The organism is Peribacillus sp. ACCC06369, assembly GCF_030348945.1.
GTDB lineage: Bacteria > Bacillota > Bacilli > Bacillales > DSM-1321 > Peribacillus.
Genome location: NZ_JAUCEN010000002.1, coordinates 4,280,254 through 4,305,587, shown reverse-complemented (window position 1 = coordinate 4,305,587; position 25,334 = coordinate 4,280,254). Strand labels below are relative to the sequence as shown.

General features: G+C 37.1%; 23 protein-coding genes. 17 read left to right on the top strand and 6 right to left on the bottom strand.

Translation table 11 applies throughout. The annotated features are described in order from the left end of the window. The first annotated feature begins 3 nt into the window (after positions 1-3). From sspL to QUF78_RS21830, 3 genes are all read left to right on the top strand, one after another. Positions 4-135, top strand: a complete 132-nt coding sequence (gene sspL / locus QUF78_RS21840) for a small, acid-soluble spore protein L (protein WP_289326312.1) — start codon at positions 4-6, stop codon at positions 133-135. A 254-nt stretch (positions 136-389) separates the two neighbouring features. Next, on the top strand, positions 390-3,560 hold the full coding sequence (locus QUF78_RS21835) for an ATP-binding cassette domain-containing protein (RefSeq protein WP_289326311.1): 3,171 nt from the start codon (positions 390-392) through the stop codon (positions 3,558-3,560). 221 nt (positions 3,561-3,781) lie between these two features. Further along, positions 3,782-3,943, top strand: coding sequence for a hypothetical protein (locus tag QUF78_RS21830; protein ID WP_289326310.1), 162 nt, complete (start codon positions 3,782-3,784; stop codon positions 3,941-3,943). A gap of 106 nt (positions 3,944-4,049) precedes the next feature. Here the strand turns inward: QUF78_RS21830 and QUF78_RS21825 are convergent, their stop codons facing one another. After that, entirely contained in the window at positions 4,050-5,318 is a 1,269-nt protein-coding gene (locus tag QUF78_RS21825; RefSeq protein WP_289326309.1) for an ATP-binding protein, read from the bottom strand. Positions 5,319-5,591: 273 nt separating this feature from the next. Here QUF78_RS21825 and QUF78_RS21820 point away from each other — a divergent pair, with 273 nt between their 5' ends. The 3 genes from QUF78_RS21820 (at position 5,592) to QUF78_RS21810 (ending at position 7,995) form a co-directional block, all read left to right on the top strand. Beyond that, positions 5,592-6,050 carry an SRPBCC family protein gene (locus QUF78_RS21820; RefSeq protein ID WP_289326308.1) on the top strand — a complete coding sequence of 153 codons (459 nt, stop codon included), beginning with the start codon at positions 5,592-5,594 and terminating at the stop codon, positions 6,048-6,050. 1,009 nt (positions 6,051-7,059) lie between these two features. Further along, a complete protein-coding gene (locus QUF78_RS21815; protein ID WP_289326307.1) occupies positions 7,060-7,233 on the top strand; it encodes a hypothetical protein in 174 nt (57 codons plus the stop codon). 225 nt (positions 7,234-7,458) lie between these two features. Beyond that, the gene (locus QUF78_RS21810; protein WP_289326306.1) at positions 7,459-7,995 is read left to right on the top strand and encodes a hypothetical protein; all 537 of its coding nucleotides are present in this window, start codon (positions 7,459-7,461) and stop codon (positions 7,993-7,995) included. Positions 7,996-8,446: 451 nt separating this feature from the next. Here QUF78_RS21810 and QUF78_RS21805 read toward each other — a convergent pair whose 3' ends face one another. Together QUF78_RS21805 and QUF78_RS21800 are read right to left on the bottom strand one after the other, a co-directional pair. Continuing rightward, positions 8,447-9,430: an ornithine cyclodeaminase family protein gene (locus QUF78_RS21805; RefSeq protein WP_289326305.1), complete on the bottom strand. Its 984-nt coding sequence runs from the start codon at positions 9,428-9,430 to the stop codon at positions 8,447-8,449. Positions 9,431-9,463: 33 nt separating this feature from the next. Further along, entirely contained in the window at positions 9,464-10,762 is a 1,299-nt protein-coding gene (locus QUF78_RS21800; protein WP_289326304.1) for an MFS transporter, read from the bottom strand. A gap of 173 nt (positions 10,763-10,935) precedes the next feature. Here QUF78_RS21800 and QUF78_RS21795 point away from each other — a divergent pair, with 173 nt between their 5' ends. Next, positions 10,936-11,448, top strand: a complete 513-nt coding sequence (locus tag QUF78_RS21795; RefSeq protein ID WP_289326303.1) for a helix-turn-helix domain-containing protein — start codon at positions 10,936-10,938, stop codon at positions 11,446-11,448. A gap of 252 nt (positions 11,449-11,700) precedes the next feature. Here QUF78_RS21795 and QUF78_RS21790 read toward each other — a convergent pair whose 3' ends face one another. After that, positions 11,701-12,891 carry an MFS transporter gene (locus QUF78_RS21790; protein ID WP_289326302.1) on the bottom strand — a complete coding sequence of 397 codons (1,191 nt, stop codon included), beginning with the start codon at positions 12,889-12,891 and terminating at the stop codon, positions 11,701-11,703. Between the two features lie 659 nt (positions 12,892-13,550). Then, positions 13,551-14,345 carry an alpha/beta hydrolase gene (locus QUF78_RS21785; RefSeq protein WP_289326301.1) on the bottom strand — a complete coding sequence of 265 codons (795 nt, stop codon included), beginning with the start codon at positions 14,343-14,345 and terminating at the stop codon, positions 13,551-13,553. Between the two features lie 361 nt (positions 14,346-14,706). Between QUF78_RS21785 and QUF78_RS21780 the strand changes: the two genes are divergently transcribed. The 7 genes from QUF78_RS21780 (at position 14,707) to QUF78_RS21750 (ending at position 20,611) form a co-directional block, all read left to right on the top strand. Then, complete coding sequence (locus QUF78_RS21780) at positions 14,707-15,456, top strand: methionine ABC transporter ATP-binding protein (protein WP_289326300.1); 750 nt, start codon at positions 14,707-14,709, stop codon at positions 15,454-15,456. Further along, entirely contained in the window at positions 15,449-16,111 is a 663-nt protein-coding gene (locus QUF78_RS21775; protein WP_289326299.1) for a methionine ABC transporter permease, read from the top strand. Before QUF78_RS21780 ends, QUF78_RS21775 begins: the two co-directional genes overlap by 8 nt. 18 nt (positions 16,112-16,129) lie before the next feature. Then, positions 16,130-16,957, top strand: a complete 828-nt coding sequence (locus tag QUF78_RS21770) for a MetQ/NlpA family ABC transporter substrate-binding protein (protein ID WP_289326298.1) — start codon at positions 16,130-16,132, stop codon at positions 16,955-16,957. Between the two features lie 466 nt (positions 16,958-17,423). Then, the gene (locus QUF78_RS21765; protein ID WP_289326297.1) at positions 17,424-17,723 is read left to right on the top strand and encodes a DUF2599 domain-containing protein; all 300 of its coding nucleotides are present in this window, start codon (positions 17,424-17,426) and stop codon (positions 17,721-17,723) included. A gap of 24 nt (positions 17,724-17,747) precedes the next feature. Continuing rightward, positions 17,748-18,074, top strand: a complete 327-nt coding sequence (locus QUF78_RS21760; RefSeq protein WP_289326296.1) for a hypothetical protein — start codon at positions 17,748-17,750, stop codon at positions 18,072-18,074. Between the two features lie 297 nt (positions 18,075-18,371). After that, the gene (locus QUF78_RS21755) at positions 18,372-20,180 is read left to right on the top strand and encodes a ribonuclease YeeF family protein (RefSeq protein ID WP_289326295.1); all 1,809 of its coding nucleotides are present in this window, start codon (positions 18,372-18,374) and stop codon (positions 20,178-20,180) included. A 2-nt stretch (positions 20,181-20,182) separates the two neighbouring features. After that, positions 20,183-20,611 carry an SMI1/KNR4 family protein gene (locus QUF78_RS21750; protein ID WP_289326294.1) on the top strand — a complete coding sequence of 143 codons (429 nt, stop codon included), beginning with the start codon at positions 20,183-20,185 and terminating at the stop codon, positions 20,609-20,611. Between the two features lie 200 nt (positions 20,612-20,811). Here QUF78_RS21750 and QUF78_RS21745 read toward each other — a convergent pair whose 3' ends face one another. After that, positions 20,812-21,735, bottom strand: coding sequence for a DUF5655 domain-containing protein (locus QUF78_RS21745; protein ID WP_289326293.1), 924 nt, complete (start codon positions 21,733-21,735; stop codon positions 20,812-20,814). A 246-nt stretch (positions 21,736-21,981) separates the two neighbouring features. On the opposite strand from QUF78_RS21745, the gene QUF78_RS21740 reads away from it, so the two are divergent. The 3 genes from QUF78_RS21740 (at position 21,982) to QUF78_RS21730 (ending at position 24,856) form a co-directional block, all read left to right on the top strand. Continuing rightward, positions 21,982-22,236 carry a tRNA-Val4 gene (locus tag QUF78_RS21740; RefSeq protein WP_289327382.1) on the top strand — a complete coding sequence of 85 codons (255 nt, stop codon included), beginning with the start codon at positions 21,982-21,984 and terminating at the stop codon, positions 22,234-22,236. A 909-nt stretch (positions 22,237-23,145) separates the two neighbouring features. Beyond that, positions 23,146-23,526, top strand: coding sequence for a hypothetical protein (locus QUF78_RS21735; protein ID WP_289326292.1), 381 nt, complete (start codon positions 23,146-23,148; stop codon positions 23,524-23,526). 181 nt (positions 23,527-23,707) lie between these two features. Next, on the top strand, positions 23,708-24,856 hold the full coding sequence (locus QUF78_RS21730) for an AlbA family DNA-binding domain-containing protein (RefSeq protein WP_289326291.1): 1,149 nt from the start codon (positions 23,708-23,710) through the stop codon (positions 24,854-24,856). Positions 24,857-25,334 lie beyond the last annotated feature (478 nt).

Sequence of the window (25,334 nt, the reverse complement as noted above, 5' to 3'; positions counted from 1 at the left end):
GAAATGAGCAAAAAGACAGGAAGAGGTCGAATCGCACCAAGTGTAAACCCGCAGGGACATGGAAAAGATGTCGAATTCGCCACTGAGCCCAAAAGCGAACTTGAAAACAAGGCAAAAAAGTCCAATACAAAATAAGTGTATTGAGCAAAAATATGGTCATACTTCGTAAAGAAAGCCCTTCTCTTAATCGAGAGGGGCTTTTATAATCTATATCTTATTGATTATGGAGAAAAACCTAGTCCACGATTTTTGTCGATGAATCATACGTTTTTGGAGCAGCGGAATGTGAAAGAATAGTAAAATGGGGCTACCGTTAAAAAAATACCAAATACATTTGTCGCTGTGCTAATATGAAAGACTGAGCTTAATAAAATGGAGAGGAGTTACAAATGAAAATAAATCGATTAATAGCGAACAATATAAACCATTTAGATGCAGCACTTCAAGACGATCAATCATTAGGAATTGCTGGGTTATCCGGTTCCGGGAAGACGACTTTTTGTCAAACCATTGGGGAAGAATCCAAGAAGCGTCTCGTTTCCTTATTGCCCAAGTCTGAATATCAATATTTATTTCCTAATATTATGGAAACCAACTTCAGCGCCATCAAGATGGAGGAAATGCCGCTGGTCCTTTTTCTCGGCAAATCATCCATTTCAGCCAATCCCCGTTCAACCATTGGCACACATACTGGTGTCTTTAAAGAGATTCGTGTTTGTCTTGCTGAAAAATTCAATCTTTCTCCGGAAGTTTTTTCATTTAATAATGCCTTAGGCTGGTGCCCCACTTGTAAAGGACGCGGTACGACGAAAAATGTCGAATGTCCAAAGTGTGAGGGGAAACGCTACAATCAAGAAGTCGAGCAATATACGATTGAATTATTAGATCGCCCGCATACTATTTCCGATATCAACAACTTAAGCATCGAAACGATCCTATCACTCGCAGAGACATTACATATTAGTGAAGCTAAACAGCATATTCTCCAAAATATAATCAATATGAATATTGGTTATTTAAGTTTAAATCGTATTATGGGGACAGTGTCAGGGGGAGAATTAACACGGCTTTACTTGGCCGAATTTATGGCAACAAGTGAAAATACCGTGATCATCATTGATGAAATCTCCGTCGGTCTTGATCATCAAACCCTATTGAAAATTTTGGAACAGATTAAGCAATTAGGATATAAGAATCAAATTTGGCTCATTGATCACTCAGACACGGTATTAGATAGCACAAATGAACAATTGTTCTTTGGACCTGGCAGCGGGAAATATGGCGGGAAAATTGTTGAGGAATCACCACGTCCCAAACCAATCGCCTGGGAACGAAATGAAGCAGCGCCAACGGAATACTATCAATTTCAGGATCTTTACTGCCGTAATATTCAAATGGAAGAAATCCGGATTCCAAAGAATAGGCTGGTTACCTTTACGGGTGAGTCAGGTTGTGGGAAATCTACACTTGTCAATGAATGTATCTCTAAAGATTTTCAGAAGCGGTATCCAAAAGATAAACTGGTCATGGTCGGGCAGGATCGAAACAAATCGATTACCAGTCGATCAACCGTTGCGACATTTCTTGATATTAAAAAGAAACTAACCAAATACAGTGATGAAATTGATGATATTTTTCTGCGTTCGATTGAAGATATCATCGAAGAATTGCCAAATGAAGACATCGCTCATAAACGCTTGAGCTTATTGATCAAACTTGGGCTTGGTTATTTGACGTTGGAAAGAAAAACACAAACACTATCGACGGGTGAATTTCAATGTGTCCACTTAGTTTCCGAGCTTTTCGCGAAGACAAGAAACCCGCATACGCTGTTCATTTTTGACGAGCCTTCAAAAGGGTTATCGCAAAATATATTAAACCAATTCATCGATAGTGTCAGGGTCATCCTGGAGGATGAATCCGTCTCCATCATCATGATTGAACATAATGGTTATATGCTGGATAGCTCGGATTATATCGTTGATTTTGGTAAACGACAGCTAACACCTGTCCAACATCTTGACGTTGTCAGTCATGATGATCATTTTCGACACAATAACTGTGAGGATCAAGTGGAACCATTGCAAATCACTTCTACACTCCGGTCAAAAAATGGCATCAATTATTTACAGGAAAATCATCTGGACTATTTCAAAAAGGCAGAGAACGTCTATAAGGGCGGCATTTTAAAAAGCCTATCACCAATCGCTCGTGTGATTTATGGTGAATACGAATCAGACACGATTGCACCTGTGATCGCCATCGATCTTGAACGGCACTTGTACAGTCAATATACGTTTCTTTATGAATTGGGCGGAATGATCAACCATATAGTGGCTGCACATCCAACCAATAAAGATACAAGAAGCTTCGATTTCTATTCTGCAGAAAATCATTGTCCAAGCTGTTCGGGCCGCAGGGTCATTGAAAAATTTGACTTTGATGTCGTCATTCAAGACAAAAACGTGCCATTCTGGGATGGCTTATTACATCCAGACGTGATGGAAGTACTAAAATATTATCAACATTCAAAACTGCAATTCCTGTTTGATGAGATCAAGAATGAACTCGGTCACGACATTAGTAAAAGCTATAATGAGATGACAGATGCCGAAAAGCAGACCTTCTTATATGGGTATTGGGAAAAGTCCTTTTACGATAAAGCAGGCAAGGCATCAAGAACATGGGAAGGATTCAATTTCATCATTGGACGTTATATGTTCATATCGAAATCGATCATTAAAGAGCAGATGAAAGCATCAAAAGAGATGATCGCCTGTCCTGTCTGTCAAGGAACGATCCTCAAGCATCATAAAAAACTGACATTTGGTGATACAGACATTCGCGAGATCATCCAACAGCCGATTGATCAAGTTATCAAAATTGTTGGGAAGCTTCCAGAACTGGAAAAACTAAAAGCGATTGTGGGGGGCGATATCGCACTTACAGATGATGTCTCATTCCTTCCTCGGGAAACAAAAGCGGCGTTGAAAATGCTCGAACTGGAACTGGCAAGCTTCGTCGGCTATGAAGTGGTTTTACAAAATACCCTGCCATTCTGGGGCAGCATTAAAGGCAATATCGAAGCAATCAGCAGCAAAAACCAGATCACCATCTGTGACTTTGCCAATATTAACGAAACAAGAGAAACCATTATTGATAAATACTTCACCAATGGCAAATACAAAAAACTAACCTATGTCTATGAAGCATTTGGCTACAAAAAAATCGTTACCCAAATCAATAAAATAAAAGCAAGTCATAAATGCCCATTCTGTAATGGGAAGAAAGTCATTTCAGAAGATAACATCCATGACGGTGTGTATAAATTAACGATACCCTGTGTGAGTTGTCATGCCAGTGGCATCGATGATGAAGGGCGTAAAGCAATCGTCGAAGACATCGACGTGCAGACCTGGCTGACAGGGAAAGTAAGGGATGTCGTGGCAGAAAGTGAACGTACCGAGGCCGTTGCCGATATTCCCATTTTCAACCGGATTCGTGAATTGAACAAACGAGATATGATGGCGGTTCATCAATGCCTTGAACAGAAAAAATAAATTTAACAGCACTCAATTGAAAAAAGTCCGCCGATAAAGGCGGAGTTCTGTTTGAATATAAAAGGGGTTCAGAGTCCGAATATAGTGAGGTGAAGGTCGATCATGAACGGTCGAATACTATGTGGGATAGGTCGAATACTGTGCGTGAACGGCCGAATATTGTGTGGTTTAGGTCGATAAACTGCGTCAATGGCCCAAGACAGTGTAGCTGGTCGAATAAAATGCTCCGGTTATTATGGTTTTTTACTGTAATCCTCATTGGATTGAAGAAATTTGCGACACTCCTGCCGAATTACTGGCTAGCCGAGACCCCACAGGCGCTTGCGCCGAGGAGGCTTGGCAGGCAGTCGGCGGAAAGGGAGCGGATTTCTGAAATCATCTGAACTTTTTAAATAAAAAACTGCAAGCAAACTGAGTTTTCATCGAGTTTGTCTACAGTTTGAAAGTCCGCCGATAATGGCGGACTTTTTTTATGAAAAGATTCTTCATTTATTTTTTAGGATTATCTTCATGATAAACGGGAAGTGTTACTGAAATCGTTGTTCCCTTATTCAAAAGGCTATTTATATGAAGTGAACCATTCATCGTTTGGATGGTCTTAACAGCTACCATAGATCCTAGCCCTGTCCCTTTTTCTTTGGAACTGTAATAAGGTTCGCCAAAACGATTTATTTGTTCTTTGTTCATTCCTATTCCATTGTCACTTATTTCGATAATCATGCCGGAATTATTAATATAGGAAACAATACTAAGTTCCCCGCCATTTGGCATAGCCTCGATACCATTTTTAATCAGGTTTAGGAAGCATTGCTTGAAATGTTGAATATTCCCGCGGGTAGTGCCTGGAGTCAACTGTTCTGATATATTAACTAAATTCATGTTAGCTAAAGGTCTTATCATTTCAATTACATATCCTATTTCACGGTTAATTAAAATAGTATCCACTTTTTCAATTGCAGGTTTGGCAAATGCTAAGTATTCACTAATAATTGATTCTGCACTATCAAGTTCTCTAACAATATGTTTTATATATTGTTCTTTTACTTCTTGAGAAATATCAGAATCCTTTAGCAGTTGAACAAATCCTTTCACAACCGTTAAAGGATTCCTGACTTCATGTGAAATACTAGCTGCAAGCTGACTAACTATCTCCATCTTTTCAAGCCTTACCATTTGTGTACGGATTAAAATTGCATCTTTTAAAATTTCCATGATATATACAGCTAAACCTATAATGAAAGGAGGAAGGATAATAAAGTAAAATACATAGGCATCCGTTATTCGAAAATAATCAGACATAACGAGTGAAATAAAGCTGGTTAGGATTCCTAGAAACAAAATTAATAGTATCGAGCTATTTAGCTTATTTTTTCTATTAAAATTTTTGAATTTGGAAGAAAATAGAGCCGTTATAATAAATATAACGATATAAACAATTAACGTAAGTAAATTGAAACCATAAAAAGCAAACCTAACTGTTAATATTATGACTAACAGGGCAGCCCCTACAGGCCAACCACCATAAAGTGTCCCTATTATAAAAGGAATTTGCCTGAGGTCATGGACACAATATTCATCTATATAAATAGGGAACTTCATACATAATATAATGGGAATGCTCATGCATGCAGTAATAAGGGTCTTGCGATACTGATTTAACCTTTTGCCATGATCTAATAAAATGTAATAAATCAAAATGCTTACTAAAATATAAAAGAGATTATCTAATATATTTTGATTAATATAAATAAAATTCATTGGATTCTCCTGAAAATTACAATTTGGTCTATTATACAAGAATAACACTAAATGGGAGGAATTTAATAAAGTAATTTATTGACAGAAAGAAAATTCTAAAAAGAGTTGTTTAACAATGCCCTAGGTAAAAATGTCACTTGGGCTAGGACATACTCTGCACCTTATGATTTCAAATGGACGTAATGATCCCCATTTCATTCAACCAATGATTTATCAGTGTTAATTTGGTATTACATAGGAAAGTGAATATAATGTAAGTAGAGGTGATTTTCTTTGAAAAAATGGACAAGAGAAATAGAAATAAACGCCCCAATTGAACAGGTTTGGAAATTTCTTGATGGTTCTGTAGAGAATATGCAACGAATCATGCCTCAGGTGGTTGAACAAAAGCCCGTTAAAATAACGGAAGAAGTAGTTGGAAGTGTATATCGCCAAAAATATAGAGAAGGAAAACGAACAGAAGAGTATGATATAGAAACATTAGAATATTTGAATGAAACTAATGAGAAGAAGCTAAAAGTAGGCTTTATACTTGCTAAAATGTTTGAAATTACAGCTCTTTATGAACTAAATAAAATCAATGACAATAAGACTTCCTTTACATATACAGTCACCAGTCGCCCGTTAAAATGGTTTTTAAAAATATTATTATTGTTTGCTACCGATAAAGTGGTAGTTGAATTTTTAGAACGTGTCAAAAAGGTAGCTGAAGCAGAAACAAGTGGGTCATGAATTAATTAAGTCAATCTTCCGCATTATAGGGGGGCATATAACTTGCCCATGTTGGAGGGTGTGCTTTGAACGTTTCATTCCACTGCAGGCACTGTCTTTCCGCGGGCGGTCCGCCCTCGGCGCTTTTGCGCCTGTGGGGTCTCCCTTGGACGCGTATTTCCCGCAGGAGTCTCGCACCTTCCGTTTCAATCAACTCTGAGTGAAAACTAAGTAGACACAGCAACACAGATAGAAAAAGAATCCATCTTTTTTCAAGATGGATTTTTTTTTATTTGTCGTAAAACATTGGGGTGTAGGGGATTTTTGACTGAACTTACAGGTGTTTACCCCAAAAAGGGAGTTGCTTCGGACGTTATTTTTTCTAATGGAGGCACTTAACGACGTTTTAAGAAATACGAGAATAATAAGTTATGGTATCGGAGTAGGAGTAAAGGCAGGATTAGAAGATGATAAGTAATTCTAAAAAACAGTGGTTAAAACAAAATTAAAATTAGGTGGTGAATTTTGATATTGATGTCTACAAATAAAGAGAATTATAAAAAGGCTTTAAATTTCGGATTATTATTTTACTCGATATTCGTGGGGTTAAGTGGAACAATTTCCTTTGCAATTCTATTATTTTGGGTTGTCCCAAAAGATCAAATACCAACAATATTAGTACCTTTACTTTTCATAACTTTTTTTCTCTATGGTACTTGTGCTTTATCTATACTTATTCGTTCAAAAATCATTAAAAAATGAGTGATTATTAGTTGAAACTTTTTCCAATATAAAAGGTAATTGATGGTGGCTAAATTTGATAATATAAAAAATAGTAATCATAGTTTTTTTCTTCAATGCATCTGATATCACACGAGTATTTGGTTTAATTAATATTATTAAATATTCCATATATGAAAATCCTGAATTCAATTTTGGGATATTTCAATCTGAATTTTTGGTTATTATAGCATTATGATAAAGCTTCTTATACCGCTGCTTATAAGAAATACTAATAGGAAGAGGAGTAATGAAAACGATGGGTAAGAAAAAAGTTCAGTTACTTGCTTCACTATTATTTATAGTTAGTCTTTCTTTGATAGTTTCAGCTTGTTCCGATTCCAAGAAAGATGATGTAAGTGACGTAATTTCGGAGGATAAAAAAAATCTAAAGGGAATGAAATGGATGGTACTTTTGCGGTAGATGTGGATGTTCCACAAGAAACTGTAGGTGATGCGGATTACTTTTTTATCTGCTTTGTTCTATTTAACGATATTCGCCTCCTTTTGAGCAAGGCTCTTCTACCTATAGTTATAATTTTCAAGAAATGTGTGGTTTGAATGAAATGGGTATTTGTGGTTGGTGTGATCGTTTCAGTTCTTTTTATGAGTATTTGGATAAATAATCCATTTAAAAAGGAAGTATTCTATGGAAAAAAAATACGGCTTCGCGAATTTATTCCCTCCTAAAAGAATTGAGGAAGTAGCTTATATATTAGAGCATGATTTAGACGGAATAGAGATTCCTAAAGAAGATGAACGTATAAAATATATACTGGCTGATCCTTATGCTCCAGAAATGAAGCTAATTAAAGGAGTATATTTAATCTATAATAAAACGATACTAGAATTACTCACAGGAAAAATTCATTCTATTAATAGCTATGAATTTAAATACCCTAAGGAAAAGAATAGAAAGATTTCAGATACAGACATAGAATATGCACTGGACATGGCAACAATTGTAGTACTTGCAAGCACAAATAATAAAATACTCACGACCTATTTTATTAGTGGTTCTGCTGAAAAACTAAACAGTATATTAAACTTATGTATTGGCTACTCCAAAGATTTAGAATACGATGAACATAAAGCTAGTTTACAAAATTTTAAAAATGATATTGAAATAGTTAGTCAGATGGAATTATTAGAGAAAATACTTGGAAATGATTCTGGCGTAAGTTAAGTAATTAAAGATTTCTGTATATTAAATAGTTAAACACATCTATTGTCTTACAATCCTAAAACCAACTGTTGTTGGCAGGGGTACGGTTAAAGCTAAAACATTTGGTAAGTATTCTACAGCAATTGATGATAAAGTAAAAGTGATTGAAAAAGTTAGCAGTGGAGCTGTATGTAGCAATGGAAGAAAATCATGTATCTGTAGTGCCGACCACCATGAGCAGTGCCGTACCATTCGCCGATAAATAAAGACCTTTGTAAAAACCAGCCGCCGAGACTTGGTGAACATCACCAAGTCTCGGCGGCTATTTTAATGATTAACGATCCATCGTTTCTATTTTCAATGCCAAATAACCGACGAAGCGACTTAATGAAGTAGTTGGAAAAGAATAGGTCATCATGAGTTCCTTCTGGATTTAACTAAAATAATAGACCGCAACATGTACGAGCTTCTGTTATACCTCAATCTCCATCCCGATGTTCCGTTCTTTCGATTGGCAGTAAACACCTTTTGCCACAGCGAGGTCAAAGTAAGCAGCACCGACTGATTTAAAGAAGGTAATTTCCTCATCATTTTCCCTGCCTGTTTTGGTCAGCATTACAAGTTCAAAAAGCTCCCCATGAATATCATTAAACGACCAATTTCCCTGATTGGCTGCATGAATGAGTTCTCCTGCTTCATCCTTCACGCCCGCCAAATCGTCGACGATAATTTTAGCAGCGCGTGAAACCGTGGTATTATCCACTTCTTTCATATACGGCAAATAAGAACCGACCCCGTTAATGTGTGTGCCCGGCTTTAAATCCAGCCCATTAAATACAGGCTCGTTCGAGCGGGTTGCACAGCAAATAATATCTGCTTGACGAACAGCTGTTGAAACATCTTCGCAAACTTCAAAAGGAACGGTTACTCCGAATGCCCGCAGCTTTTCACCGAATTTCTCCGCTTTCTCTGATGTGCGATTTACTAATAAAATACGCTCAATGTCCCTTACGGCTAACACACCAATTGCTTGTTCAAATCCCATAGCTCCTGTTCCAATAATCGTGAGAACCCTGGCGTCTTTACGAGCAAGAAAGTCTGTGGCAATGCCGCTCAATGCCCCCGTTCTGAGACGTGTTAAATATGAGGCATTCAACAACGCTAAATGTTCGCCATTTTCCGCATCTGACAGCAAGATGACTCCTTGTGTTGTTGCCATCCCCCTTGAAGGATTCTTTGGAAAAATGGTAACAACTTTAACAGCCGAAACTTCTTCAGATAAATCAGCGCTTGGCATGTAAAGTGCCGATGCCTCGTGTTGAGGGAAAGCAAGAACTGTGCGATGAGGGTTGTCTATTCTTTGAGCACCATGTGCACGTAATACGGCCTTTACATCCGAAATTGCGTCCTTCATTTCATATGATTGTTGAATTTCCTTTTCACTTATAACCAACATTCAATTGTCCTCCTTTAAGTAAAAAACCATAGGTTACATGGCGCTACTATTATGCGTTTCGTCTAATTTCTGATTGCTGCGATCCTTAACTGCCCAAATCGCCGCTAGGGAAAGGACAGATGCAAAAATAATATAAATGGCGACAGGAACATAGGAGTTATTAAACCTATTAAGTAAAGCAGTTGCAACTAGCGGCGCTGTTCCTCCTGCCAGAGCTGCCCCGATTTGATATCCAAGCGTGATGCCGGTATAACGAATCCTTGCATCGAAAATTTCCGAGAACATCGTTCCAAGAACAGCTGTGATTGGAGCCCAAATAACCCCTAAACCTATCACTGTTGCAATGATTAATAGCAGTACCGATTTTTGCTGCAGCAACCAGAAGTATGGGAATGCAAACAGTGCCATCCCAATCGTTCCGGCTATAAACAGCTTTTTGCGGCCAATTTTATCGGATAACATCCCCATGAATGGTATTAAAATTGTCGTTATAATTGTTGCAATCATGACTGCAGTCAAGGTAGCTGTCCGTGAGAAACCGAGATTCGAAGTAGCATATGATACGACAAATGTGCTGAAAATATAAAATGGCGCTGTTTCTACCACTTTGGCTCCCACGGCGATAATCACTTCACGCCAATAATTCTTAAGAGTTTCTACAATCGGTAGCTTTGGAACTTCTCCGGATTCCTTTACTTTTTTGAAAGACGGTGTTTCATCAATTCCTTTACGAATCCATAGGCCAAAAAACACAAGCAAAGCACTAAAAATAAATGGTAAACGCCATCCCCAAGTCATGAATGCGCTTTCAGGAAGCAGTGTCATAATAGATAAGGCAATGGTTCCAAGCAGCATTCCTATTGTAACACCCATCTGAGGAATAGCTCCGAACAAGCCCCGTTTTTCAGCGGGAGCATATTCAACGGCCAATAAAAGCGCGCCTCCCCATTCACCGCCAATTCCTAGACCTTGAACTAAGCGCAACGTGATTAATAAAATCGGCGCCCAAATACCAACGGCTTGATACGTAGGAAGAAGCCCCATCCCAAATGTTGCGACCCCCATTAAACTTAGTGTTATAACAAGTGTTTTCTTTCTCCCGATACGATCGCCAATATGACTAAAGATCACTCCGCCAAAAGGGCGGATGAAGAATGCTAACGCAAAGGATGCATAGGAAAGCAACAGCCCTATTGTCGGATCCTCATTCACGAAGAATAGCTGGTTAAACACGAGAGCTGCAACGGTCCCATATAAAAAATAGTCAAACCACTCAATCGAACTTCCGACTAAACTCGCGATTAATATTCGCCGCATTTGTTTCTTTTCCATCATGAGTCACCCCTTTAAAATTGAAGTATCACTTCAATTTATTATTTTCTTCATTTTAAATAATTAGAAATTTTCTGTCAATATTTTTTTAATAAGTTATTAATGACGGAGCATTCATCAAATTTTGTCATGTATAATGAAGCTAGATACTATGTAAAAAAGGGGGCATCTGTATGCCTTTTGATTCAATCGGAAAAAAACTCAAATTATTGAGGAAAGAGCGAAAACTAACATTAAAGAGTCTGGCTGAACAAACAGGCGTTTCGATCAGCTTTTTATCACAAGTAGAACGGGGAAAATCAAGCGTCACATTAGAGTCATTAAAAAAAATCGCTGATACATTAGATGTCAATCCAAGTTTCTTTTTTTCTGAGGACCGCTCCCAAGAAAATTCAGATTATAATCATGAACAATTTCATTATCAGAATTTATCCAGCGGCATTCGTGATGCTGTTTTTTCGCCTATTCTAGTCACGTTAAAGCCAGGGGAAAATAAAGGAAGCGCTTTTTCTCATAGCGGACATGAATTCTTATTCATTATCGAAGGGAAGTTAACAGTGGAAATAGAGGGAGAAAGAATGGAACTCCATGAACAGCAGTCGTTCATGTTCGATGCTAGAAAAGCCCATTACTGGTTTAACTTCTCGGATAAAATTGTCCGGTTTTTGATGGTGTCGTCGAAATAACGTCACGGTATATAAATGGAAGAAAAAGCGTATAATTCAGGCAGCGTAAATCGCAATTGTCCGCTTGGTTTTTAGAGGTAAGCACCTAGTTTTATTTTTAAAAGAAGTATCAAAGAACAACTAACGTTCTTGATACTTCTTTCTTCAATTTTATTTGAAGGATTAACTGTAATCCCTTTTATTAGGATATGGAAAGATTTTAGTTCTATTGAGGTACCCTAGGAAGCATACCAAGGCGTACTTAGCTTTTTCTTATGCTGCTTTCTTTTGTTTTTGGTCTAAGCGATGACTTAGGAAAGTTAGAAGACTTGCACAGATAGCAACCAGCCCACCGACCAATGCCACACTCATCAAATCTCCCTGGTGGTAAACAATTCCACCTAATGCGGAACCAAAGGCGATACCGACATTGCTTGCTACTGGCATCAGTGAAGCAGCTAGTCCTGTAGCTTTTGGTTGATAAATACCGGCAAGGTCTATCAAATAAAGCTGGGTGGATGTTGTTAAGAGGATGGCCATTAATGACATCAAGCTAATGTTAACCAATCCCAAGATAAAATTATTTGTCGTCCAATATAAACTGATCAAAACAATTGCTTGCACGAGGAAAACAAACCGGAGGCGTCCGATAGCATTGTAGCTGGCAATTTTACCCGCGAGTATGTTGCTGAAAATGGAAATAAATCCGTAGCCAAACAAAATCAAACTGATTGAACTACTTGGTGCTTCCATTCCTTTCAGGATCGGAACAAGATACGTATAAACGGCATACGTCGCTCCAAATCCAAGAGATGGAATGAAAAAAGCCATTAAAATTCGCGGGTGTGTTAACAAAGAAAATTGATCACGCATCGAACTGCGAATTGTACTTTGCATAGTAGGCAATACGAAGAAAGATGCCAAAAACGCAATAGCTCCGAGAAAAGACGTTAACAGGAAGGTTGCATTCCAGTCATACCATTCAGCGATGACAGTGCCTATTGGTACTCCAATCACGTTTGCAAGAGTAAAACCACCGAAAACGAACGATATAGCAAGTCCACGTTTAGAAATCGGTATGGTTTCACTTGCAACAACCATGGCAAGTGAAATTAAAACCCCTGTTACAATCGCAGTCATCATCCGAAGTGCAAGGAGCATGATGTAGCTCGTCGAAATCACGCACAAAGCATTCAGGATGATGAACGAACCTATCAAAAACAACATCCATTTACGCTTTGGAAAATGGCTTGTTGCCGACATCACGAGTGGTGTGGCAATGGCAAACGTAATCGCAAACGCAGAAACGAGTGTGCCTGCTTTTGCATTTGTGATATGGAGACTCGAGGAAATATCGGTTAAGATCCCGATGATAACAAATTCGCTTGTCCCGAGAACAAATGTTAATAAAGTAAGTGTTAAGATAAGTAACCAATGTCGCTTGGATAATTCTGTGGCGTGCATAAATACCTCTTTTCTTAGATGAATGTAAATGTGTCACAGGGTAGATAAACAATTTAACTATCATACCATAAAACATTTTTACGAGGAAAACCCTTGCTTAGTTATCGTTAGTTATTTCTTGCTAAAAAACTTGTAGCTGAATCATTCAGTGATTTTACCGGACCTGTTATATACGGATTTATAAGGAAAAGCATAAGGGTAACAAGATGGTATGGAAAAAGCTATTTAAATAACAGGTTAACAAAAACATGTTGGCAGTGGGCCTATCAACCTGCTCTGGGCGCTTTTTACTCAACCAAAGCTTTTTATCGTATGTGGGCATCAAGTCCTTCCATTTGATGGAACGATCATGAGGTTCTGCTGCATGCTGATTGCGATCATTGTATCGATCAATGGCTTTTGATCACTGTTGGAAGTGAGGAAGGGTTTATGGCAGAGGATGCAAAGTTCTATATGCCATGCTGAATAGACAATCATTAAAGGAATTAGCGTTGAGCTGTATGTAGCGATGGATGAAAATCATGCTTCTGTAGTGCCGACCATTATAGTAGGGCCTTTCAATTCGCCAATAGATAAAGATCTTTGAAAAAAGCAGCCCCCAAGACTGGAGGGAAATCACCAGTCTTGGGGGCTATTGTGATGCAATCGATTAAGGCTAATTAACGATCCAGCGTTTCGGTTTTATTTTCCATGCCAAATAACCAACGAAGTGACTGAATGAAGTAGGTAGAAAAGAATAGGTCATCATGAGTTCCTTCTGGATCTGACTCAAATAATAGATTAGATTCCAAATAGCCTTCCTTGATAAATTCTTGATGGGCCTTCTTCGTGTAGTCAACCATATGCTGTTGAATCGTTTCTTTATAAATTCCCTCTAATTGCCCAACATATAAATAGAGCTGATGATCTTGACGATTCACAGTTGGTTTGATATAGATATTTCCTTGCCGTTCAATCTTTTCCCCTTGAAGATAGCGAAGAACATCCTCGTACCAAAAAGAAGCAGATAATGAGATATATTGATGGAATACCTCTGGATAATGATAGGAGGCGAAAATCGAAACAAGTCCTCCAAGTGAGCAGCCGGAAATAGCTGTATGTGAAGGTTCAGGATTCGTAGCAAAATGGGCATCTATATAGGGCTTTATTTCGGTTACAACAGTATGTAAATAAATCTGTGCTTGTCCTTCAAAGGTAGAAGCATGTGGTGCAAGTGATTGTGCTACCCACGGGGTATAGTCATTGTTGCGATCAATTGGTTCAATTCCAATAACGATAAGTGGTTCAATTTGACCTGAAAGAATTAAATGATCGATATAGTTTGCAGCTTGCATGGCAGTTTCTCCACCATCATGCATATAGATCGTTCGGTATTTCTTGGATTGATCGTAACTTGAGGGTAAGATGACACATACCTCATAGTTGGCAATTTTCTCATCAAGGTATTGAATCATGTATTTTCCTCCATGTCCTATAGAATATTCGTATTTTGTGATAATGATAACCATTATCATTTATAATTATAATACACCCTCTATTAGTTTAAAATGAATAATCCGATTAATAGAGTGAAAACTCAAAAAAATCCAGTCATAAAGGATGATAATTATGAAATAATCACTCATATCTAAGAATGATATATAAAAAGCCAATAGAAAGAGGGAGCCTAATAGGGTTGGAAGTCTTTAACTGTTAATTTGTGTCTTTGCATTTGGTCCTCATTAGTTGATAAAATGTTTCTCAGTTGTGTTTCTTTGATGAAACTATAATGAGGAGCGATATGCTTACCTTTCAACAAATAGAAAGTGGGATTTTATGATAAACCTGCATCAAGTGAGTAAAAAATTTTCACAGTTTCAGGCCATTAAGTCTGTTACTTTAACAATACCTAAAGGTGAAATTCATGGAATAATCGGAGCAAGTGGAGCAGGGAAATCAACGTTGCTGCGGTTAATGAATTTGTTGGAGACCCCAGATGCGGGCGAAGTGGAGGTAAACGGCCAAAGATTGACAACACTGAACAATAAAGCACTTCGAGGGGCACGGAAGTCGATTGGCATGATCTTTCAGCATTTTAATCTTGTGGCAAATAACACGGTTTATGACAATGTGGCGGCCTCTTTAGAACTGGCAAATTATCCAAAGAAAGAACGTCGGAACCGTGTTGTAGAGTGTCTTCAATTTGTCGGATTGGAGAAGGAGATGGAGAGATATCCTGCACAATTAAGCGGGGGACAAAAGCAACGTGTTGCCATTGCAAGGGCATTGGCAAATAACCCGCAAGTGTTGTTATGTGATGAACCGACCTCTTCCCTTGATCCAAATACAACGGCTGAAATATTAGACGTGCTAGAGAACATAAACAAACGCTTCGGTGTGACGATTGTCATTGTTAGTCATGAGCTGGATGTCATTAAAAGTATATGCAATCGTGTTACGATCATGGCAGATGGAGAGATTTATGACACTGTCTTAATCGAACCAACCGGGATTCAAAAAAGGGATAATCGTCCAGAATACTTTATCGAACAATTAGCAGAGAATGGTGGGCTAGGTCATGCCTGAGATTTTAGTTCAATATGAGGCAGAAATTTGGCAGTCAATTGGAGAAACCATTACCATGGTTGGTGTGTCCATTTTAGCTGCGATTTTGATTGGATTGCCTGTCGGGACCTTGCTATTTCTTTGTAAGAAGGGTCATTTGCTTGAAAATCCGTGGGCTTTCTCGATTTTAAATTTACTTGTGAATATTATCCGTTCATTCCCATTTTTGTTATTGGTTGTTTTTTTAATCCCGTTTACAAGACTCATAATCGGCACAGCCATTGGTACAGCATCTGCTTGCGTTCCATTAGCGATCATTGCCATTGCCCATTATTCGCGATTGGTCGAGCAATCTTTATTGGATGTGCCAAAGGGTGTGATCGAGGCAGCCATTTCCATGGGGGCTTCTGTAAAGGATGTCATATTCAAATTTCTTTACGTGGAGGCTCGTTCAGGGCTTGTCCTCGGACTAACAACATCGATTATCAGCTTTATTTCCTATTCAACGATCATGGGAGTGGTCGGAGGCGGCGGTATCGGCGACTTTGCCATCAGGTATGGCTATCAGCAGTTTAAAACAGAGCTAATGATTTATATGATTATCATTATGATTATTCTAGTGCAGCTTATCCAATTTATTGGCACAGCTGTAGCCAGAATGATTGATAAAAGATAAATAATGGAGGGAAACATCATGAAAAAAATACTCTTTCTCATGACAGCAATTATGTTGCTTTTAGTAGGATGTGGCAAGGCGGATGAAGGAAAAGAGAAAGAAAATGCGCAGAATCAGGAGAAGGAAGAGGTAACATTGAAAGTGGCCTCACTCATTCCCCCAATGACGGAAATTCTTGAGCTTGTTAAACCAAAGCTAGCAGAGGAGGGCATTAACCTGGAAATGGTTGTATTAGGTGATAATGTGCAGCCTAACACCGCACTAGCGGCAAAAGAAGTGGATGTGAACTTCTTCCAGCACGTTCCTTATATGGAGGAATTCAATCGAAACAAAAATGCCGAGCTTGTACCTGTGAAACCAATTTATTTTGCCAATTATGGTGTGTATTCCAAAGAATACGATTCAATCGATCAATTGCCAGAGGGTGCCGTTATTGCCATTGCAAATGATGTGTCGAATATTGATCGTTCATTGGCATTGCTAGCACAGCATAAAGTTATTACTTTAAAGGAAAAAAAGGGTCCATATTATACAATGTCTGATATTACTGAGAACACTAAAAACTATCAGTTTAAAGAAGTGGATTTATTAATGCTAGCGAGAACGTATGATGAAGCAGATGCGATAGTGATAACACCAGCTTACGCTGCACCGCTTGGTTTGACACCAAATAATGACGCTCTTCTCACAGAAGGTGTTGAAAATGACTTTGCGATTACATTAGTGGCACGCAAGGATAACGTGGATTCTGAGCCAGTCCAAAAGCTGGCCAAGGCTATGACAAGCCCAGAGGTACGCAAATTTTTAGAAGAGAAATATAGTGAAACGGCCATACCGGCATTTTAATTTTGATACAAAGAAAGGGCTATTCCTTCAACAGGAATAGCCCTTATTTACGTATCAGTTTAACTTTGTGATCACCCACCGTCTAGCTACTATTAAAAATACTGTCCAGCTTGCCAATTTTGTGGCTCCTGGACAGCATATCTTTGTCATAAAGCCACTTACTAACAGTAAAATTGAATTTCAAAAACAAATGTTTAATGATCCCTTCATGGGTATGCGCCCATTATATGTAAATATATTAATCTTTTAAACCCTTGATACTTTTAGTGTCAGGGGGTTTTTAATTTGTGGGGAAAAAGGTATCACAAAGAGGTGGTTCACAGCTTTTTTACCTATCTAATATGTGAGTGGACGGAAAGAAGGGAAATATTCCATATGTGGAAATCCTGAATTCATTTTTGGGATCAATCAATCCTAGTTTTTTGTTAATGTTCCATTATAGGAAAAAACAAAAAAGGAGAAGAAAATGAAAAAACGAGCTAGAACCTGTACTAAAGCTTATATTACCGCTCATTGGGCTTTGGGTCCGTCTAGTATGACAGGTCTTTCTCAAGCAAAAATTATGTTGGATATGTGGAGTGAAGTGACGGCTGATGCTGATTTCAAGAAGTATATTAGTAGCTCAAAGGTAGGTAGAATTAAAGACCAGTTTATATGTCATGCAGCTAATCCTCTTACTATTTATAAAAGTTCTTGGAACTTAGAACCGTGGCGACCTGATAAAACTTTGGCTGGTACTTATATTAATATTTGTAATCCAGAATAAGTTATGGTCAGAAGGGGGTATAAGATGCTAATTGAAAGTATGAGTGACTATTTTTATGAGCCATTGTACATACCGATTTTATTGCTGCTGCTTGGATTGTTATATTTAGGTATTTTAGTATATAGTTTTACAATAATTAAGTTTAATTTCATAGGCTATGGTTTAATAGGAATATCTATAATAACGTATCTTCTTGTTGGCTTGTATTTGACCGGAAAAGGATATTATTCAGACGGACACGCTCCAGATCTATTTCTTTTTGGAAGTATGGGTTTTTTAGAGCTTACTTTATTAACTTATCCTTATATATTTCTTACTTTGGCGGTGGTTCTTGGTAAAAAAGGCGAGTAATTCAGGGGAGAAATCAAAGCTTTATCTGGGGTTTAATAGAAAATAAACATCTAGAATTAACCATAATCTGGTCAGAGAAAAATTAATTTAGTTTTGGATTGAGGGCGCTCTTTAAGCGCTCTTTTGTTTTTTTAGTGATTTTGGAACAAACGAGCCACTTATCTTGTTAATTCTTGAATAAATATAGAAACTCTTCTAAAATATATTTAATCCACAATTTAACAGTAAATAAAATTATTACATACAAATGACATCTAGTTATAAAAAAAGTAGTTGAAAGGACTTTCCATAATGTCGATGATTTACGAATCTCAAACACTAGTTCAGGCCATGCAAACGCGTGTCGGACAATATAAGGACCTAAAAGAACAGCTCACTGAATTAAAAAAAGGATTTGAGAGTATCGTTAATTTAGATGATGAGCTGCAGGGGCAAGGCGCAGTGGCAATCAAAGGGTTTTACAAAGCACAGATCGATGTCGTGGATTCTTGGCTGCGTCTGATCAATCGGCATGTTGCCTTTTTAAGTGGAATTCAAGGAGATACAATCGAAGCGAACCTTAGTGAAACAATGGTTACGGTCCCTTTTTTAGAGGAAGAGCTGACAAATGCCAATCGGAATTCTAAGGAAATGGTCACAGCCCAAAAACATGATCTGAAAAAAATATTTTCCGGAATTGATGATATCATTCAGTTAGAGCCTTTCTCCGATGATTCGTTCTTTGAAAATATCGAGAAGGCTGACAAGAAACTGACCCAAACGATAGACAAAGTAAACGAAATCGATCATAAGTGGACGACTGAATATGCCAAATCCGAAGAGGACCAAGCGGCAGTGACGGCAGTCATGGAGCAATTGAAAGTATCCAGTACAAGGGGAGGAGAAGTATCCCCTCTCTATTTTAATGCAACAGCTTATAAAAATAGTGAAGCCTATAAAAACCTAGAAGTAAGGAAAAAAGAAACCGCGGAATATCTGAAGGTTAAGCAAGAGGAAGCGGAGAATCGCCGGATCAAAGAATTGAAGGCACAACTCGATCATGTAACGGATCCAGATGAGTTTCTCAAAATCGCCAAGCAGATCGGGTATGAAAACTTAGGACCCACCCAGCAGCAATATGTCCTACAAATAGAATCCTCAAAGCAAACAGCAGACATTGCAAAAGGAATAGGCGTAGGCCTATATGATGTAGGTAAAGACTTTGTGACGGGAATATGGGATTTTGTCACAGATCCTGGGGAAACGGTTGAAGGCGTGGCAAACTCGATCATGCACCCGATAAAAACCTATAAATATATATCCAAGTCCATCTCGGACTCTTATGAACGGGATATGGTAAATGGCGATGCCTATTCGCGGGCTCACTGGGTATCCTATGCCCTCGGAACAGTCGTCACATCAGTAGTAGGAACAAAAGGCGCAGGTGCTGTAGCGAAGACTGGGGCAGCGACTACAAAAGCGGCTGCAGTAAAAGGCGTTACGAAAGCAAAAGAACTGGCCACTATCCCTAACCTATTGCCATACAATCCTAAAAACCAACTGTCGTTGGCAGGGGGAGTACCTTATAATGTGGTTAATGGTACGGGGTTAAAGGAACAGTTAATTTCAATGGCGAGAGTGGAGTCGGAGATTAGTGGTCAGGCTGTGGATATAGGCACTTACCGACATTTTAAGGAATACAAGAATAATAAGTACTTTACTCGAATAGTAGAATATAATGCAGGCAAAGTCGGAACAGGCTTTACTTATAAAGTCTATCAAAGAAGCGATATTAATTGGGATATGGTTCGAACAAGGGGAGCTAAAAAGGGTAGAGGGTTAACAAATGCAGAAGCCTCAGCAAAGTATGGTCTAGCACCTATCCTAGATGATGCAGGTAGTGTTGCAACGCTACACCATTCACAACAACAAGGCATTGGGCCATTATTTGAAGCATCAACTAGGTATCATAACATCAGTAATGCAAAAAGAGCCCCATTACATCCTTACAAAGGAAAGTTGAATCCATATTATCCTATGGATGAGGGAACGAGAGAAGCATTTCAAAAAGTAGATTCTATTAATTATTGGAAAACAAGGGGACGAGAAGCTTTAGGAGGGAATTAAAAATGAGTATTTTGCCTGAGAAATTAGATCAAGTTCTAGGAGAGGACATTTATAAACGTGAAGATAAAAGTAAAGTAGATGAGGCATTAAATAGTTTAGAAGTAGATGTATCAAATACATTCCGTGAATTTTACCATTATTATGCTGGACCTTTTTGGGAAGAGTTTGTACCTTTTGAGTTACTAGATATCGTAGATGAAGAGAATAATATTGAATCATATACATTTATTTCCCGAAAAGAGTATGGCTTTCCGAAAAAGTATTTAGTTTTAAGTGAAATGTCAGCAAATGCTGTATTAGTGCTTGATGCTGTAACGGATAAAGTCTATACGGTGAATTTTGAGGGCGGAGATGAGTTACTTTTAACAGGAGAATTAAAAGAAACGTGGCCTACATTTTATGAGTTTTTGAAAGCATATTTTAACTGCTAGTAGAAGAAGTTCCACATCCTAGGAAAACAATGGATAGAACGTTTACACGAACCCTCAGAAATTGGTGCAACAGCCGTTTGCCTAGCATCAGAAGGTGCAGCAGCCTACATGAAGAGACCGGCTTTACGGCAGAATGTAATATACTAAAAGTCTGTTAAAGTGATACCAAATAAAAAACGGGCTTGCGTAATGCTTGCCCGTTAACTTGCGTCATAACTCATATTAATAAGATGCTTTGCCTTCTCAATATCTTCATCGCTAGCTATTACAACCTCTAAATCCCCTGTACCGTAATGACCGATATTACTTACATCACGAGTAAAGCTACTTTCTAAGGTAATACTTTGCGGATTCACTTTTAAGTAAAGAAGTAATTTGCCCGTTTGGGGGTGTATTTCTACGCACGCAAAGTTTTTAATCCGTTTAAACGCTATGTAATGTTTTAATATTTTTACTTGTACATCATCACCTAAAGCTAACATATATGCTTTTACTGTTTCAAATCTATCGGTTAATTGCGTATTGGCTTGCTCTAAATAATCCGACACCGTTTTAGCTTTTGTATTTCTGTTAGCATGAGTAGTTGGTGCACCTTCATCGCTATTATGAACAGTTTGTGCAGTTGTAGCGTTAACTAAATCGAGTAACAATAGCCCGTCTGCATAATGCTTATAAACGTATAACTCGATATTTCGGTTAATTTGTTCTACTGCGTGTTCATCATATTTAGTAAAGCCTCCTGCTATGCAAAGTAAACGGGGGCTACTCCAGTCAATAGCGTCTGAAACTGTTTGCCCGTATTTACGCATAACCATTAGTTCAAATTCGGCTTTATGGTCAAGCAGCCAATTTAAATAAAATAATCCTTGATTAATAACATTTTCGTTAATGGATCGCTTATATTCAATAATTACGGGAGAATTATTTTCATCAATACCTAACGTATCAATTCTACCTGCATGGCGTTTACCCGTACTATATTCGGAATCTAAAAAACGCACACCTAAAAACGTATCTAAATGACGTTCAATTATGTGTTGTAAGGATTTTTCAATAGCAACTGATTTTCCTGCTAGTTCATCAACGGTATCACCGTTTAAACGAAACAGTTTTATATCTCCCATAATACACTCCTTCCTTTACGTTACTTAAAATTATATCATTAACGGTTTGGATAATCTTCCCTTAGTTTAGGGTTAGAGTAAACATCTTATCCGTAATTGACGGACTTTCCAAAAGCGTCATAGAAACCGATAGAAAATAATTCTTAATCTCCATAACCTCATGTCGACATATACTATCGTCCTTGGATAATATGATTTACAAAATATTCATATAAGTTTAAGAAAGATCCATTTGGCGATTTAGGAATAATATTGCCGGAAGAAATTTGTCTTTTCTCAGGTTTCATTGAAAATATTGCAACAATAGAACAAGTCGATGAATATATAGAATATATTGAGAAGGTTATAAACGGGACAAATGAGAACTTTGAAATTGAATTATATGCTACTAGTTTGCTCATAAAAAAAGATGTAACAATTGTTGAAAAATTTATTAGAATTGAAGTACCTCATGAAAATACAATAGAAACAAAGCAATTTATAGAATTACTATTAGTATGACGAGATAAAATTCCAGATATATTCAAAGGATAAATTCGGCGGACTTCGATTGATAAAGTCAGTCGAGGATCTTTAATAACTTATATAGAGTTGTAAAGTTGCCTGAAAGGAAGGAACGAAACAGTATAAATATCATCATCAAGATGGCTTGTAGAGAAAGATGTCCATATAGAGAGTTTACTCATACAGGAGGGCTAGGGGTATCAACTATTAATGGAAAATAGATAAGAGGAGGAATTAAAAATGGTATAAATTAAAAACACGAATAATAAACACTCTCTAGAAGTGATAGAGCAATTTGAAACGGAAAATAATGTGAAGTTAACGGAAAAGTACAGGGAATTTTTACTTAAATGGATGGGGGAACCCCTGAGCCAAGTGTATTTGATATACCTGATGAGCAGCGAAAAAGTGTTTTAAATGTATTTAAGGGGATTGGTGATATGTATGATAACTTGGAAGAGGTAATAAACATATTCCATATGGATTTATTCCCATAGCAGATATTCTGCTGGTAATTTTGCTTCGGCACTAAAGTCCTTAAACGAATTATATTTATTTTTGGGATAATGTGCAAGAACCTGAAAATCCTGATGATATGCCCAATATGTATTTTCAAGCGAATGATATTAATGAATTTTCAGAAATATATAGAAAGGTATGAAAAGAGATTTATAGATTTTGGAGTAAAAGAAATATAAATAAATGAACTTACTGATCAGGCGATAACAGTGGAATCTAATCGGTAAATAAGTCTGGAGAAGGGAGGCGTTACTAAATGTCTCCTTTTACTTTGTGAATAGAGATTAAAAAAAATTTAAGGAAATATAATAGGAAAACCCTTTCGTGTGGTATAATTTTCCTGTTGATAATTATATATGAAGGGAACGATTTCGATAGCCTTGTTTGATGGAGTTTTTTAACAAATTAAATGATAGGCTTGTTCAAATAAAGAATGCGTCCAAGTTTACAATAAAAGATCTAACCGAAGGTGAGATAAAAAGCATTTTCGAAGAACATAGATTGCCAATAGAAGTTATTTTTCTTACTATAATTTATATAGAAGATATAAACCTCTTTAAGCATGGCCCAAGAATTGGAGAAGAACTAAGAGCACTCACAAGCAACAAGCTCTCTTTCATACAAACTTACAACGATAAAAGACTGTTTTCTCCAAACATTACTAGTATTAGAGAAGCAAGAGATTATATTAATAATTACTTAGTTCAAATGTTTAGGGTCCAGGATGAAAATGAAGGTGTTATCCTTCAGTTGCTGCTATGGAAATAGGAGCACTTAGGAAATTTTACAGTTTCCGAGAAACATGAAATATCAAAATAGAATATCTGAATATCCTATTTCCTTAAGGGATTGATTTTGTCTAATGCATCAAAAACAATACTTTTAAAATGTCCAGTTTATATAAAGGAAACTAATTCTTTTGGACAGGCCTAAGTGAAAGGATAAAAAAATGAAATTACTTAACAAAGCGCCACATGTTATAGATAAGGAAGATATACAGGAATTAATAGATGCAAAAGTTATAGAAAATAAAAGAATAGAATATAAAAAAGAGTTACCGGGATTAGCGGAAAAGGATAAAGTTGAATTTGGACGTGATGTATCGTCATTTGCGAATGCTTCAGGTGGTTATATTATTTTTGGCATAGAATCTAATACTGCGGGAGAACCAATAAGGTTTAATCCTTTAATAGTGAATGCAGACCAAGAAATCTTAAGAATCGAGTCTATGATTCGAAGTAAAATAGAGCCAAGAATTCCTGGGGTTGTTACGGTACCAATTAATTTAGAAGAAGGTTATTTAATTGTTATATACATTCCTAAGAGTTGGGTATCTCCACATGTCATGAAAATTAATAACGAAAGGTTTGAGTTTTATTCGAGAACATCAAATGGTAAATATCCTCTTGATTATAATGAAATTAGATCAAATTTTTTAGCTGCTGAAAGAACTTTTGATAGGATAAGAGATTTCCGCACAGCTAGAATCGGAAATATAATCTCCGATGAAATGCCAATTGCTTTAGAAGACAATCCTAAGATAGTTTTACACAATATCCCAATTAGCGCATACAATCATTTAGGAAATGTAGTGGATTTATCACCACTTCCCCAAAATACAAACTATTTAGAGCCGATAGATGGTGGGATTTCGGGCTTAAGGTATAACTTTGACGGGTATCTTACTTTCTATAATTATAAAGACAAAGTAAATAATGATTCGTATCTACAAGTGTTTAAGGATGGAAGTATTGAATCCGTAAATGCTTCAATAATAAAAAAAGGTTCCAAACACTTAACTATTAATACAATAGAACGAGAACTTGTTAAAGCTGTGGAGCGTTACATAGAAATTAACAAGTTGTTGAATATTCAACCACCATTCGTATTAATGGTATGCTTAATTGGCGTAAAGGGGTATACCATTATGGATTCAGCTCCCATAGATAGAGAGTTTTTAATTATTCCTGAAATTATTGTCGATTCACTTGATAAAAATATCCCACAGGCAATGAAGCCTATATTTGATGCAATTTGGAATTCTACTGGGTGGGCTTATTCAACTAACTATGAAGATGGGAATTGGAAATTAAAGTAGTACTTTGTATTTATGAGTACATACGGTCCATTATTTACTTTATAAGTAGAAGACAAAAAACTGTTAGCTTTAAAGGGCTAACAGTTTTTAAAATGCTCAAAAATTTAGCTGATAAGACTTTTATATTGTATTTAAAGTAAGTAAAAAGAAAGTTAGGAAAAAACTAAAAAAACAATTTTTTGGTTGTTATTTTTTCATTTTATACACTTATATGAATGGGCGGCATGATGTAATCATCACCTTGAAGCCTTATTCATCGATAGGTCAAAGTGAAATTCCTGAATTGGAAATGACCAATTGAATAAGTATTATGGAGTATAGTTTATACATCCACCTACTGCTAAGAATATTAAGGTAATTCCTAATATGTGGAGAACACCCCCTTTTACAATCGTTCAATGTAAAAGGGGGTGGTTTAATAATATATTCAACTTGTTTAAGAATAGCTTAAAGCCAGCCTTTCGTTACTGGTGCTTTT

What these genes read in the sequence shown, in the direction of transcription:
- QUF78_RS21825 (WP_289326309.1), bottom strand. Translation starts at nt 5,318, where the DNA reads ATGAATTTTATTTATATTAATCAAAATATATTAGATAATCTCTTTTAT.
- QUF78_RS21770 (WP_289326298.1), top strand. Translation starts at nt 16,130, where the DNA reads ATGAAAAAAATACTCTTTCTCATGACAGCAATTATGTTGCTTTTAGTA.
- QUF78_RS21745 (WP_289326293.1), bottom strand. Translation starts at nt 21,735, where the DNA reads ATGGGAGATATAAAACTGTTTCGTTTAAACGGTGATACCGTTGATGAA.
- QUF78_RS21800 (WP_289326304.1), bottom strand. Translation starts at nt 10,762, where the DNA reads ATGGAAAAGAAACAAATGCGGCGAATATTAATCGCGAGTTTAGTCGGA.
- QUF78_RS21775 (WP_289326299.1), top strand. Translation starts at nt 15,449, where the DNA reads ATGCCTGAGATTTTAGTTCAATATGAGGCAGAAATTTGGCAGTCAATT.
- QUF78_RS21750 (WP_289326294.1), top strand. Translation starts at nt 20,183, where the DNA reads ATGAGTATTTTGCCTGAGAAATTAGATCAAGTTCTAGGAGAGGACATT.
- QUF78_RS21755 (WP_289326295.1), top strand. Translation starts at nt 18,372, where the DNA reads ATGATTTACGAATCTCAAACACTAGTTCAGGCCATGCAAACGCGTGTC.
- QUF78_RS21810 (WP_289326306.1), top strand. Translation starts at nt 7,459, where the DNA reads ATGGAAAAAAAATACGGCTTCGCGAATTTATTCCCTCCTAAAAGAATT.
- QUF78_RS21785 (WP_289326301.1), bottom strand. Translation starts at nt 14,345, where the DNA reads ATGATTCAATACCTTGATGAGAAAATTGCCAACTATGAGGTATGTGTC.
- QUF78_RS21765 (WP_289326297.1), top strand. Translation starts at nt 17,424, where the DNA reads ATGAAAAAACGAGCTAGAACCTGTACTAAAGCTTATATTACCGCTCAT.
- QUF78_RS21780 (WP_289326300.1), top strand. Translation starts at nt 14,707, where the DNA reads ATGATAAACCTGCATCAAGTGAGTAAAAAATTTTCACAGTTTCAGGCC.
- QUF78_RS21760 (WP_289326296.1), top strand. Translation starts at nt 17,748, where the DNA reads ATGCTAATTGAAAGTATGAGTGACTATTTTTATGAGCCATTGTACATA.
- QUF78_RS21790 (WP_289326302.1), bottom strand. Translation starts at nt 12,891, where the DNA reads ATGCACGCCACAGAATTATCCAAGCGACATTGGTTACTTATCTTAACA.
- sspL (WP_289326312.1), top strand. Translation starts at nt 4, where the DNA reads ATGAGCAAAAAGACAGGAAGAGGTCGAATCGCACCAAGTGTAAACCCG.
- QUF78_RS21835 (WP_289326311.1), top strand. Translation starts at nt 390, where the DNA reads ATGAAAATAAATCGATTAATAGCGAACAATATAAACCATTTAGATGCA.
- QUF78_RS21830 (WP_289326310.1), top strand. Translation starts at nt 3,782, where the DNA reads ATGCTCCGGTTATTATGGTTTTTTACTGTAATCCTCATTGGATTGAAG.
- QUF78_RS21805 (WP_289326305.1), bottom strand. Translation starts at nt 9,430, where the DNA reads ATGTTGGTTATAAGTGAAAAGGAAATTCAACAATCATATGAAATGAAG.
- QUF78_RS21730 (WP_289326291.1), top strand. Translation starts at nt 23,708, where the DNA reads ATGAAATTACTTAACAAAGCGCCACATGTTATAGATAAGGAAGATATA.
- QUF78_RS21815 (WP_289326307.1), top strand. Translation starts at nt 7,060, where the DNA reads ATGAAAACGATGGGTAAGAAAAAAGTTCAGTTACTTGCTTCACTATTA.
- QUF78_RS21735 (WP_289326292.1), top strand. Translation starts at nt 23,146, where the DNA reads ATGGAGTTTTTTAACAAATTAAATGATAGGCTTGTTCAAATAAAGAAT.
- QUF78_RS21795 (WP_289326303.1), top strand. Translation starts at nt 10,936, where the DNA reads ATGCCTTTTGATTCAATCGGAAAAAAACTCAAATTATTGAGGAAAGAG.